11 protein-coding genes are annotated in these 13,418 nt (G+C 45.3%); 2 read left to right on the top strand and 9 right to left on the bottom strand.

Annotated elements, in window-relative coordinates:
- Positions 1–12 precede the first annotated feature (12 nt).
- From ACH3Y6_RS02930 to ACH3Y6_RS02890, 9 genes are all read right to left on the bottom strand, one after another.
- A complete protein-coding gene (locus tag ACH3Y6_RS02930) occupies positions 13–378 on the bottom strand; it encodes a heavy metal-binding domain-containing protein (RefSeq protein WP_490834077.1) in 366 nt (121 codons plus the stop codon).
- A gap of 102 nt (positions 379–480) precedes the next feature.
- Complete coding sequence (locus tag ACH3Y6_RS02925) at positions 481–879, bottom strand: HYC_CC_PP family protein (protein ID WP_490834076.1); 399 nt, start codon at positions 877–879, stop codon at positions 481–483.
- 109 nt (positions 880–988) lie between these two features.
- The gene (locus ACH3Y6_RS02920) at positions 989–1,780 is read right to left on the bottom strand and encodes an SDR family oxidoreductase (protein WP_490834075.1); all 792 of its coding nucleotides are present in this window, start codon (positions 1,778–1,780) and stop codon (positions 989–991) included.
- 7 nt (positions 1,781–1,787) lie between these two features.
- Positions 1,788–2,633, bottom strand: a complete 846-nt coding sequence (locus ACH3Y6_RS02915) for an alpha/beta fold hydrolase (protein ID WP_490834074.1) — start codon at positions 2,631–2,633, stop codon at positions 1,788–1,790.
- The gene (locus ACH3Y6_RS02910) at positions 2,620–4,155 is read right to left on the bottom strand and encodes a class I adenylate-forming enzyme family protein (protein ID WP_490834073.1); all 1,536 of its coding nucleotides are present in this window, start codon (positions 4,153–4,155) and stop codon (positions 2,620–2,622) included. Before ACH3Y6_RS02910 ends, ACH3Y6_RS02915 begins: the two co-directional genes overlap by 14 nt.
- A gap of 68 nt (positions 4,156–4,223) precedes the next feature.
- A complete protein-coding gene (locus ACH3Y6_RS02905) occupies positions 4,224–6,779 on the bottom strand; it encodes a TonB-dependent receptor (RefSeq protein ID WP_490834072.1) in 2,556 nt (851 codons plus the stop codon).
- A 25-nt stretch (positions 6,780–6,804) separates the two neighbouring features.
- A complete protein-coding gene (locus ACH3Y6_RS02900) occupies positions 6,805–7,740 on the bottom strand; it encodes an alpha/beta fold hydrolase (protein WP_490834071.1) in 936 nt (311 codons plus the stop codon).
- Complete coding sequence (locus ACH3Y6_RS02895) at positions 7,737–9,269, bottom strand: sodium:solute symporter family transporter (protein ID WP_490834070.1); 1,533 nt, start codon at positions 9,267–9,269, stop codon at positions 7,737–7,739. Before ACH3Y6_RS02895 ends, ACH3Y6_RS02900 begins: the two co-directional genes overlap by 4 nt.
- Before the next feature lie 110 nt (positions 9,270–9,379).
- Positions 9,380–10,108: a LytR/AlgR family response regulator transcription factor gene (locus ACH3Y6_RS02890; RefSeq protein ID WP_490834069.1), complete on the bottom strand. Its 729-nt coding sequence runs from the start codon at positions 10,106–10,108 to the stop codon at positions 9,380–9,382.
- Between the two features lie 232 nt (positions 10,109–10,340).
- Here ACH3Y6_RS02890 and ACH3Y6_RS02885 point away from each other — a divergent pair, with 232 nt between their 5' ends.
- Together ACH3Y6_RS02885 and ACH3Y6_RS02880 are read left to right on the top strand one after the other, a co-directional pair.
- On the top strand, positions 10,341–12,131 hold the full coding sequence (locus ACH3Y6_RS02885; protein WP_490834068.1) for a sensor histidine kinase: 1,791 nt from the start codon (positions 10,341–10,343) through the stop codon (positions 12,129–12,131).
- 107 nt (positions 12,132–12,238) lie between these two features.
- A complete protein-coding gene (locus tag ACH3Y6_RS02880; protein WP_490834067.1) occupies positions 12,239–13,303 on the top strand; it encodes a hypothetical protein in 1,065 nt (354 codons plus the stop codon).
- Positions 13,304–13,418 lie beyond the last annotated feature (115 nt).

Genomic DNA, 13,418 nt, shown 5'->3' with positions numbered 1-13,418 from the left:
AATAACTGGGTATTATCCCTTTTTCTCTTTCAAAGCCATGCCGCATTTAGTACATTTGCCAGGTTTATCGCTGGTTACGTCCGCATGCATGGGGCACACATAGGTGGCGGCACTTGTCTTTTTATTCTCTTTCAAAGCCATACCGCATTTGGAACATTTGCCGGGTTTATCACTGGTAACATCAGCGTGCATGGGGCATGAATAAGCCGCTTCTTTTTTATTTTCTGTCAGGTTCATACCGCATTTGGAGCATCTGGCGGGTTTGTCGCTGGTAACATCAGCATGCATAGGGCAACTGTATTTTTTGGTGTCCTGTGCAAATACGATTACAGAAAGGATAGTGAAAGCTGCCATCAAAAGCATTTTAAACTTCTTCATTGTTTTGATTTTATAAATGGTGAATAAATACAGGAACATTGGGGCCATAGAAATGCCCAAAGCCCGGCAAATCTTTGCCCGGCTGCTCAGAAGGATACGATATTAAATACGGAAAACGCGGTTACTCAAATAAACCGCTACGCTGCTTTCGGGAGGCGCGTTACTGGTGGGATTTTCTTCTGTTACAGAAGAGAAGCAGATGACAGGCGCCTGAAATACAGAAACAGGAACAGCGGTAGCTACCAGCTGCATGGATTGGTAAACAGACTCAGCTGTTTTCTGGTCGATGGTTGATTTAACCAGTTTCTGTTCGTCTTTACAGCAACCTTTTTTGTTCTTCTTTTCGGTCTTGGCCATGCCGCATTTGCCGCAGGCTTTCCCTTTCTGCTGTGTCAACTCCCAGCCATAGGCCTTACCCATACAGTAATGCATGTGCATGGTGATCCCGGCACTGGCGCCGAATTGTACAAAGGCTAATATGAGGACAAACAGCTTTTTCATGTACTAAGACCAGACAAAAGTAGCAGTAATATTCCGTAAATTTTGCTAAAATTCCACACGAACGGCTCAAAACGGCTGATGGCAGGCAGGCTATCGGTTGAGACATAAGCTACTTAGCGAGTCCTTTTCCTATAATACCCCCACTCACCTCCAGGGTAGTGCCATGTACCGCTTCGTTCTCTATAATGAAGCGAACCGTGTTCACGATCTCTTCCGTTTTTACCAATCTGCCCAGCGGAATATCGGCTATAATCCGGTTCAATATATCCGGCTGGATAGATAGCAGCATGGGTGTTTCTACATATCCTGGCGCTATAGCAGCCACCCGAATATTGGTAATACCTCTTGCATGAAATTCGCCTGCCAGAATTTTGGGCCAGAGTGCAATAGCAGCTTTAGCAGATGCATAGTTCAGTTGTCCCAACTCACCACTTTTGTTAATAGATGAAATCGGAATCAGCACACCTGGCCAGTGGTGATCCGTCATTTGTATAGCAGCTTCTCGCAGGGTAAGGAATACACCCGTTAGGTTAACATCCATTACCTGTTGCCATTGTTGGGTAGTCATGAACTTTTTCACTTTCCCCGTTTCCTTATCCGGTGTAATCAAAAAAGCATCACGGATAATACCGGCACAAGCCAGTACAATATTGATAGATCCGAAACTAGTAACAGCAAACTGCATCAGTGCACGTACAGATGTTTCGTCGGTTACATCACAAGACATAAAATCTGCCTGTTGGCCTGCCGCAAGGATCTTCTCTTTAACGGTTTGCAATTTTGCTTCGTCCCTGTCTGCCAATATCACTTTAGCTCCCATGGCTGCCAATGCAACCGCTACTGCTTCACCGATACCGCTGGCAGCACCTGTAATCACTGCTACCGAATTAGCTGTTTTCATGTTCGTATTATTTAAAAAAGAATTCTTTAATAGCCAGTACAATCTGTTGCGCGCCCTCTCCGTACAACATGGTCTGGTGGTTTCCCGACACAGCCACATAACGGCAGTTTTCCATTCCGTTCACTGTTTCCATAGCCAGGTCAGCTGGTAACAAAGCGGCATCCATTGTATAAATACCGGGTGCATTAATCAGTATCGAAGGTTTTTTGTTTTCCTTAATCAGTTCTGCCCAGGGTTCTCCCAGACTTCCTTTCAGTACCGCTTCCATCATGTGTTCTGGTTTGCTGCGTGGCGTAACGGTACCATCAGCAAGGGTGTAGATATCGGCTTCATAATAACTTCGCATAGTCTCATCCCAGAAACTGAGATAGGGAGCCTGTTTTACTTTGTCGAGATAGGCATCAAATGAGGCGAACCGCTGTCCCAGTCTGGCCATTGCCGGACCCAGCATTTCCTTTGTTTTGGGATGCATGTTTACAGCTGCGTCCATCAATATCAGTTTCTCCACCCGCTCAGGGAAATATGCCGCGAGGTACAATGCCAGAAAGGCACCGAAAGAATGTCCGCAGATAACCACCTGTGTTACCTGCCTGTGATCTAACAGTGCAATGATATCTGCTGCATGCTCTTTCATGGTATAACCTGTAGCAGGCTGATCGCTGAGGCCACGTCCACGGAGATCAACCGACAAAATATGAAAATGATCGCCCAATCCGGCGGCCAGCAGGCCGTCGAACGTATGTGCATTGGCGGTTAAGCCGTGTAATAATAATAACAACGGCCCACTGCCTTCGTTATCCAGATAATGAAGCCTGATACTGCCCGTATCTGCCCACTTACTAACGGTTTTCATACTGTTTTTTGAGTTCATGTTTTAATACTTTGCCTGCTACATTCCGGGGCAGTTCATCAAGGATCATGATATCATTCACTTTCTGAAAACGGGCGTCAATATGATCGTTCACCCATATTTTGATCGTCGCTGCGTCCGCCTCCATCGTTTTCAACACAATAGCGGCCACCGGCGTTTCTCCCCATTCACTATGTGCCACACCAAATACCGCTACATCTTTTACAGCAGGATGTTTGATAACAACTTCCTCAATATCTGCCGGGTACACATTCACGCCACCGGAAATGATCAGATCTTTTTTACGTCCTGTGAGATAGAGAAAACCCTCTTCATCCACATAACCCAAGTCGCCGGTATACAACCAGCCATTACGCAGCGCTTCTTTTGTTTGTGTTTCGTTTTTATAGTATCCATCCATCAATAAGGGCCCTCTGCCCACGATCTCGCCGATAGTACCACTGGATACAAGTTCTCCGCTTTCATTGCAGATCTGCATATCCATAAAGGAAGGCGGATAACCCACGCTTCCTGTTTTGCGGGCCGCATCGGTTTTATCCAGTATGGTCATAAACCCTTCTGTCAATCCATAGAGTTCATAAAACACACCGGGTAACCTTTGATTCAGTTCCTGCTTATGTTCAAGTAATAAAGGAGCACCTACAGAAAGAATGTATTCAATAGATGGCAATTGCTGTTTGCAGAATTTCTCCTGCTGTAAACAGGCAATGATCTGCGAAGGAACCAGGATGGTATGCGTAACCGATTCTGTTCCGATATCTGTAATTACCTGGTGCGGGTCAAAATGATGTTGCAGCACATAGGTGCAGCCCAGAAACATCGCCGGCATCAGTGTTAAAAAAGAGCCATTAAAAATGATTGAGCCGGAATGCATGACAACGCTTTCAGGTGTCATCCGGTAACTATTGGCAAACAGCGAGCCATATAAAGCACGAACAGCATGTGAAATCACGATGCCTTTGGGTAAACCCGTTGTACCACTACTGTAAATAATATTGTACGGGTCGGAGCCGGTTACCACTTCTACATCAGGTTCTGTGACAGGTTGTGCCGCCTTCAATGTGTGATACGACTGCCAACCGCTTATTCCGGAGTCATTAATCAGCCAGTAATTATCTGCTACAACTTGTGTAACATGGTTTTTAATTTCTGTTACATACCCGGCTGTTTCGCAGTTAGTGATAACCAATTTGGTGTCGGCATTATTAATCAGGTTGGCCAGGCCCGCACCGCGTAACAGAGGACTGAGAGGTACCGCTACTGCCCCCATTTTGGCGCAGGCCCAGTAGATCTCCCACAATTCTATACAATTGGGTAATATGGTGGCTACTTTATCTCCTTTGCATACGCCAGCCTGCTGCAGGGCCCCTATCAGCTGGTTCACATTGGCATTCAGTTCGGAAAAAGTTTGCCGTTGCTTACCACAAATAATTGCTGTTTTCTGTGCCTTATATTTCGCATGCCGGGTAAGCCAGTGTTGTATCGTAAGGTCATCGCTGTACATGTCTCTCTTATTTAACAAAGAGGGTGGCACCCCTTATGGAGTACCACCCGTCAATCTACCATTACAAGCTATTTTTTCTTATTGGGAATATGCGCTTTCAGTTCTATCGAGAGCAGGCGTCCGATAGAAGGAGAACCCACAAATTCTTTTTGTGTCACATTAAACAGGTTACTGATACCTGCACCAAGACTTAACTCGCTGTTCAGTTTGACACCGGTACTGATATCGATAGTGGTAAATCCGCCCAGCGCACCCCAGTCAAAATTCTTTACATAATACCGGGGCGTATTATTCAGCGGGTTAATGCCGCCATATACAACACCTCTTTTGCCTGCACCTGCCTTGGTGCCGATCTGGTTCCCGCTGTAGAGATCATAAGATGCCACATAACGGAGTGAAATATTCAGGAACATTTTGCCTTTGGCAATGTTCTGGAAGCTGAGTGTAGAAGAAAAACGGTTGGTAGCCGTGTTCAGGCTTTTTTCTTCGAGCGACACATATCCATCCCTATTTGCATCGTTCTTGATATTCTCGTCTGTGATATCACTACCGAACCAGGAATATTTCATGGCCAGGCTGATATCATCTGTGAAATAATAATTCACACCCAGGTCAACACCATAGGAAGAAACTTCGCCATAATTAAAGTAAGTAGAGAATGCTGCACCTGCCAGTGTACCTGTTCCCGAAACGGTTCCCGGTATCAACAAACCTGCTGTTGGAATGCCGATGCTGCCTACGCTTAATGCACGACCTCCTACGGTAATGGCCGGACTCAGGAAATTCAGTGTTTTACCATAATATCCATTGATATCGATGTATAATTTTTTACCTACGGTTCCTTTATAGCCCAGTTCCCAGGTACTAATCTGTTCGGGTTTCAATGGTACCGTGGTGGCAACAGCTGCCGGATCGTTTACATTGGCACCGTTGGGAATATATTTCACCCCATCTCCGTTACCAAATACCAATCCGAATACACTCGCTCGCTGAAACAGGATAATGGGCGCCGCAAATGCTTTACCCCAGGTAAGACGAATACTTCCGCCCGGAACTCCTTTTACAAGGGCCACTTTAGGAGAGAACATATTCTTGAAAAGGCTGTGATGATCCAGCCTGGCAGCCGCCACCAGTTTAAAATCGGCTGGCAATGTTTTTTCCAGCTGCAGGGCCCCTCCATACTGGGTTACTTCTACTTTCTGGGTAGCATCGGCCAGACTGGTTCCAAATGTTTTGGGATCATCTTTCTGGTAAGAAGCACTCAACACCATATTCAGACCCGCTTTGGTAAAATTGTTATTATACTGTGCTTCTGCATTTAATCTTTTAGATTCTTCTTTGAACATATTTCCAAGTCTGGTAGCAAAAGCTTCTGCCTGGTCGGGATACAATTGGCCTGCTGCAGCATACAAAGGACTGGTTGGGTCCGTAATAGTACTATGTGTACGGTTCCAGAAATCACGGGTATATCCTGGTATACCATAAGAAGTTCCCACATTGGTCCATGTTTCATACACCTGTGCAAAAAAACGTGGGCTCACATAACGCAGCTGCAGGTAGGAGAATTTCCAGTCTCGGATCTGGTTGCGACCGGTATTGTTTACACTCAGGAAATTATTATTACTTCCCCCATAAGAAATAATCAGGTCTGATTTAGATGATACGGCATAATACAGATCGGCCGTACCACGTACATGTTTAAACTGATAGCTGGGAATTCTTTCAGGAATGGCCAACGCCGGTCCATACACAGAGCCACCTGCATAAATACTGTCGTGAAATTCAAAATCCTTCCCGGTCGTATACTCGCCAGTAAATTTATAGGCCCATTTCTGATCAATCTTATTGGCTGTTCGGAAACGGGAAGTAAACACATCCTGGTTACCGGCGCCAATGGCAATATCCGTTCCCTGGTATTTACGCGGATCTTTGGTAATGGTATTGGCAATCCCATTATGTGCGTTCGGACCGTACAAAGCAGAGTTAGGACCGAGTACAATTTCCAGTCTCTCAACATCTTCTTTAATCACTGTATTCATAATGCCTGAGGGTAATCCACTACCACCAGCCATCATACTGTTACGACCATCTGTCATCTGCAGAATTTTGGCATTAAAGGCATTGTTAAAACCACGAGCATTAAAACCCACACCTGTTACGCCGGTTCTGATAAATTCAACCCCCTGGATCTTGGAAGCAAGTTCTCCGATATTGAAAGAGGAGGTTTGTGCAAAATCCCTGGCCGTAATTACACTGATGGTAGCCGGAGCCCGCGTAATCTTTTCCGGACGCTTGGATGCACTTACAACTACTTCATCACCTCTTCCTACGGTTGAGGTAAGACCGATGGTGAGATTGTCTCCTGCCTCGGCTGTTTTTTCTACATCACCATAACCCACGTAAGAAAAAACAAGGATTACTTTACCTTTTTTAGAGAGCGCAAGTGTGAAGTTTCCTTCATCGTCGGTATAGGTACCTGCCCCTGTGGCTTTCAGCATTACGCTGGCACCAGCCAATGCCTGGCCCGTTTTCCCGTCGGTTACCCGTCCGCTGATCTTAATGCCTTGGGCCATCACAGCAGCCTGCACCAAGAGCAGACATAAGAGTACTGGCAATCGTTTCATGTTATTGTTTTTTAGGTTGTAGAATTCAGAAACCGGATTGTTTTATTCGTAAAAAATTTGTCACCGCTTCATTGAGCACTTCGGGTTTTTCGTATTGCAGCAGATGTCCGGCTTCCGGTATCATCCTGATGCTACTGCCCCGAATAGATTTTGCCATTGCCGCCACTGCTGATACGGTTAAGGAAGGATGTAAAAATTTATTCGGAATCAAGGCATCCTGCTCTCCAAAAAGCACCAATACTGGTTGACTGATTTTTTGCAATTCCTCCGTTACCGGATGAGCCAGCATTCCTTTCACACCCATAGAAACCTGACGACAATACGCTTCAAATTCTACACACTGTTTCAGCGAAATCCTTTCTTTTATCAACAATTCTGCAGCATCGGTCATCCGGAAAAAGTTGGCTCTGTAGCTTTGGGTAATCGCCGCACTATCCTGAGCCATATAAAAAGCGGCAGTTGCATAACCGGTTAATATATTGGCTTCTGCGTCCGTAAACGTTTCCAGCCCGGCAGGAGCCACCAATACCAGTTTATTTACAAGTGAAGGATACTTCAAAGCCAGTATCATACTTACCTGCCCGCCCATGGAATGACCCATTACGAACGCCGTTGGTATCTTTAGTTTATGCAGCAGTGATGCTATCACATCTGCATAAAAATCCAGTTGGTTAGCGGCGTCTGTTCTCTCGGCAGTACTGCTTCTCCCATAACCCGGGAGGTCTACCGCAATACAGCGGAATTTTTGGGAGAGTGTTTCTATATTCCTTTTCCAATGAGAAGCATTACCACCCAACCCATGGATCATGATAATGGTTTCTCCTTTACCCGCCTCCACGTAATTGATCTGCAATGAATCAAGTTGTACCTGTTTGGCAGTAAAACCATAGGAAGGCACACATTGGGCCGGCAGCTTTACTGCAGACAGAAGAAGTAGCAGGATGAGTATCTGTTTTTTCATGCAGCTGCCAATTTGGTTTTTGGTTTCAGTGCATAATATAAAACAAGACCCACAACCAACGAACACAGAATCGCAATTGCTGCTGCCACACCTGGATTACGGGTGCCGCTGTGCATATATGGTGTTAGTCTGCCATAGTATACTGCAAAATGCAATGATACGGCTGTAATACTGGCGGCGATAGCTGCTGTTCGTGGCACATCCTTCAGAAAAATACCGAAGAGTACCGGCACAAAAGCTCCGCAGAAATAAGCATACACGCCATTCTGGGCAAAGATGCCCACACTCAGATCAGGTTTCAGCAATTGCTGGTACGAGATATAGATAGACACCACTGCCATCAGTCCGATTACTATCCGGTTCATCACCAGCTCACTCATGATACCGCCCGATTTTTCAGGTTCGCGAATGAGTCTGTTACCGGTGAGTGGTTTAATAATATCAGAGGTAAACGTTGTACTCAGTGACTGGATCAATCCTTCCAGCGTAGCCATACCCGCAGAGATCATTCCCAATACCAGAATGATGGCGATGTATACCGGAAAACGGCTCACTACAAAAGTGCCCATCACCCCATCCAAAGGAATAGCCTGGCCATGTAACTGCAGATTGGGAAACAGGATGCGGGCATATAACCCCACAAACACTACCATAAAGAACAAAGCTTGCGCCAGAATAGCCACCGTAAGAAAACGGTTCAGGTCTTTATCGTTCTTTAATAGAAGGGAACGGGTAAGAATATGCGGTTGACAAACAATGGCGGTTCCCACTACCAGCTGGCAGATTACTACTTCGAAAAAATCCCGGAATAGTGGACTGGCAGGATTAAAGGGTTGTGCCAGTACCGGGTCTATGGCTGCCAGTTTACCCAGAAAACCATGTACTCCTTCCGAAAAATATTCATACCCGGAAGTAAGCAGAATCACAGCCACCACCAGTTTGAGAAAGGCTTGTACTGTATTAGTATATACCATGCTGTTAGCTCCGCCAAACATCATATACGTAAACGTAAATACCACTACCCCAATCAATGTAGGTAATACCTCCAGGTTTAAAGAACGGGAGATCACTTGTGTAAGTCCTACACAGATCATGACAATAAATGCGATCATTAATAAGGAAAGAAATCCGAAGAACAGGGCAAAACCACTGCTTTGGTAACGGATACCCATCCACTGGGCAATGGTACGGGCGTTTACCGACTGACCATATTTACGAAACCGGCGCGATAAGATAGCCAGCGAAACCAATGTGCCGATAGGCAAAAAAACAGCCATAGACAAAAACCCACTCACCCCATAGTAAGCCACAAAACCAGGATTGATGATAAAGGTAGCGGCACTGCTCATTGAAGCTGCCAGCGAGAGACCGAGAAAAGATGGAGAAAACTGAATGCTGCCCAGCGCAAAATCTTTCATGTTACGCGTTTGTAAGGCCCCGCGTATAACGAAGAAAACAATAGCACTTATATATAAAAGCAGGGCAATCCAAATAGCGGATACCATGCCCGGACTGGCAATCTGGTTCATAAGCAATCGTTACATTGAAAATATCTTCTTACAACAAACAATTAACAGCTTACTTGCCAGCATAGCTTTTTTAGGGGTGAACAGCCTTTTCTGTAAGGTGAACGTATTTTTCAGAGAAAGGAAAGACGGCTCATCAGTTTTTCCCTATAGGTTTTCCCAATAGGAATCCGCTGGCCTGTGATTACCAGATTATCTTCTTCAATCGCTTCTATTTTGTCCAGATTAACAATATAAGAGCGGTGCACCCGGAGAAAACAGGTAGCAGGAAATTTTTCTTCCACTGCTTTCAGGCTGGTATTAAGTAAATATGTACCGGTGGCCGTACATACCAATGCGTAAATATCAGAAGCTTCTACCCAGCGTATATCTCTGAGTAGGATCTTTTCCAGGCGGTTCTTTGTTTTTACGAAAATACTGTCATCAATAGTCAGCCCTTCTTTTAGTGGCGGTGTAGGATCTTTGCGCTGGGCTGCATTGTGAAGGGTGATTTCAATGGTAGAATATAAAGTTTCGGCTTTCACCGGTTTAACCAGGTAGGCATAGGGTTCGGTCAGCTTGGCTTGCTCGATGGTAGTAGAATCGGCCAGAGCCGTGAGAAAAATGAAAGGCACCTGGTATTGCCGTTTGATCTCCCGGGCGGTATCGATGCCTGTCATTTCTCCGCTTAACCCTATATCCAGCAAAATGATATCTGGTTTGAGTTCCGGGATTTTTTTCAGGGCATCCTCTCCTGCATCAAAATTACCCACCACTTCAAAACCCAGATCGTTTAACGAAAGAGTAATTTCTTTCGCTATGATCCAGTCATCCTCTACTAATAAAATTTTTATTCCTCCCATTGCCTAAATTTACTTGAAATAATTCTTTCTGAAACATAGCCTGTTCATATTCCTTTTCAGTTGCTGCTTACTACCTTTATCTGCACAGGTAACCACAGTTCCCTTTAACGGGAAGCCGATTACCATTAGCCATGAAAGCCTGCATTGGCAGGAATCTGAAGGAAGTGATGGCCCGGTTTATACCACTTTATTCACCCTGCAAAATACAGCTGCATACGACCAGGACTTAGTGATGGGTTTTCCAAAAAGCGGTTTTATTACCGTGGTGATAGATGATGGTAAGCAAAAACAGCAATTGGTCACCGGTTCCCTCCTGCCCTTACACAAACGGAATCACCCTTCTAACAGCAATGTGGTCAGATTTATCCTTCCCCGTAATACCGTATATACAATTAGGATATTTAACAACGCGGTGTACAGTATCTATCAACCCCAAAAAGCAGATATCAGTCTACAGCCTACCACCGGCTTTGAACAACAGGATACCCGAAGACTTTTCTGGCAGGGCATTTTTCTAGGTACAATCCTGGTAATGGCTTTGTATAACCTGTTTATTTTTTACGGAGTGAGGGATGTGAGTTATCTCTATTATGTATTAAGTATTGCTGGATTGGGTCTCTACCTTGCTTTTTATTACGGTTTCGGAATTGAATATCTCTGGCCCGGTTTACCGCGATGGGACACTTTCTGTTATACCATCATTGTTCCTTTTACCAACCTGGCCCGGTTACTATTCACCAAAAGTTACCTGCTTACCAACTCGTTAATGCCGAGGTTGAACAGGCTCATTAATCTGCTGATTGCCGCATGTGGTTTACTAATGATTACCGGTATGGCTACCTTCTTAGCAGATATTGATTATCTGGATTCGCTGATCGTGGCAGTAGGTTTGATAGGAACCCTGGTATTGATACTGATGCTGGTGGCCGGACTGGTAGCTTATTACGCAGACCGTTATGAACCAGCCAAATATTTTATTACCGCTAATGCCCTGCTGGTAATCGGCGCCATACTTTTTATCCTGCGCGAAATGGGATGGGTGGAAGATAATTTTTATACCCGCTATTTTGTGCAGATTGGTTTTGTGATACAGGTGATTGTTTTTGCACTGGGTCTGGCCAGCCGTTACAACCAGACACGCCAGGAACTTGCAGTGCAAAGAATTGAAAAAGAAAGGATTGCACTGGAAGTGGAACGCGAGAAAAAACAGATGATTGAACAGCAGAAACAGGAATTGCAGATACAGGTAGAACAGCAGACGCAGGACCTGAAGCAACAGAACATTACACTGGAAAAAACCATATATGAACTGGAGGATTCCAAAAACCAGTTATCGCAGCTGAATAGTGTAAAAGATAAACTTTTTTCTATCATCTCACATGATCTGCGAAACCCACTGGCTACCATGCAGTCTTTTCTCAAACTCATTACACAGCACCATGAAAAACTGAATGAAGAAGAAAAAAAGAAGCTGGTAAAAGAAGCCCAGGGATCCCTCGATTACCTGAACGAGTTACTCTATAACCTGCTGCAATGGAGCAAGAGCCAGATGCATCTGCTCGAGTTTAAGCCTGAAGTACTGCTGGCCAAAACAGTGATCGAAAAAAATATCCGTCTCTTATACCTGCAGGCGCATATGAAACAGGTACAGATCAATCCCAGCCTGGATGAAAAACTGACTTTGTTTGCCGATAAGGAAATGCTCGATTTCATTATCCGTAACCTGCTCAGTAATGCAATTAAGTTCAGCCATAAGAACAGTCATATAGAAATAGAAATCAGACAACTTCCCGGTGCAGTGGAAATCAGGGTGATTGATGAAGGAGTGGGCATGAGCGAGGAGACCAAACAACAGCTGTTACAGGCCAGCCTGAGTAATTCGCGCAGGGGTACTGCCAAAGAGCGAGGTACCGGCCTGGGCTTGCTTATATGTAAAGAATTTATTGCCCGCCATGGCGGCGAGTTCAACATAGAGCAACGGGCCACCAGGGGAAGTATCTTCAAAGTAACCCTGCCCGTATAAGCATTTTTTCTATTTGTGTAACCTGATGAAAATCATCTTTTGTAAAGACAGCAAATTTTAAATTGCTGCAGCCGCATGCGTTATTACCCCCATGATGGCGCCCTTCTATGAATAACACAGTTGTTCCCCTCTCCAAAAGAACTGCCTTTTCGGCCCACACCATTCTGTATTGGCATATTATTCAAGCATTGGTATGGCTGATAGGCGCTGCTATGTTACTAAGCCTGTTCCTGCTGCCCAAACTGGGTCTGCTGGTCTTCTGGAACATCCTGATTCCCGTGGCGCCTGCTTTGTTTGTCTTGGCGGCCGGCATCTGGCGTAATATTTGTCCGTTGGCCATCACTAACCTCTTACCCAGGCATTGGGGGCTTTCGCAAAGAAAAAAACTCAGCGCCAAACAGCTGGGCATGTTGAACCTTGCCAGCGTTCTGCTGCTGTTCAGTATTGTGCCGCTTCGTCACGCTGTTTTTAATACCAATGGCGTTGCTACCGGTTTGTTGATCATTTCATTGGCCTCTATGGGTGTGGTACTAGGGTTCTTTTATGAATGGAAAAGCGCCTGGTGCTCCGGTCTTTGTCCGGTTCATCCGGTTGAGAAACTGTATGGTAGCAATGTAGCTTTCAGTGTTCCCAATGCACACTGCGATAAATGCATGAACTGCGTGGTACCCTGCCCGGATTCTACACCTAATATTCATCCGACAGCCTCTGTAAAGACCATCTACCATAAACTCAGCGGCTGGCTTATTGTGGGCGGGCTCCCTGGTTTTATCTGGGGATGGTTCCATGTACCGGATAACCAGTACGTCGCTGGTATCAATGCATTTCCGGGTGTATATGCAATGCCGTTGATGGGCATGCTGCTTACTTTATCCATCTATGCCATTTTTGTGGAACTGATCATTCCTGGTCATGCAAGAAAATTGAGTGGGCTGTTTGCAGCAGCCGGAGTATCCTGTTATTACTGGTATCGCATACCTGCTTTATTGGGTATGGGCAGTTTTGAAGACGATGGTCTGCTGATTGATCTCAGCGCTTCCCTTCCTTTCTGGGTGGTGCGTGGCATTACCGTTGCAACAACCCTGTTCTTCGTTTACTGGCTGGTGATCCGTCCTTCCAATAAACACAGCTGGGCTATCCGGCCACCCTACGCCGGTAAACCCCTGCAATAATAACCGCGCCTTTACGTTTTTGCGGGAACATAGGCTCGCAAAAACGTAAAGGCGCAGATTTATTTTTAAACACTCCTGTTTACCTGTCCTGCATCGGGTACTATCTGACGGAAAG

The sequence above is a fragment of the Sediminibacterium sp. FW305-C-269 genome, from assembly GCF_058231045.1.
The sequence above is the reverse complement of the archived record's forward strand: the minus strand, read 5'-3'. Positions and strand labels throughout refer to the sequence as shown.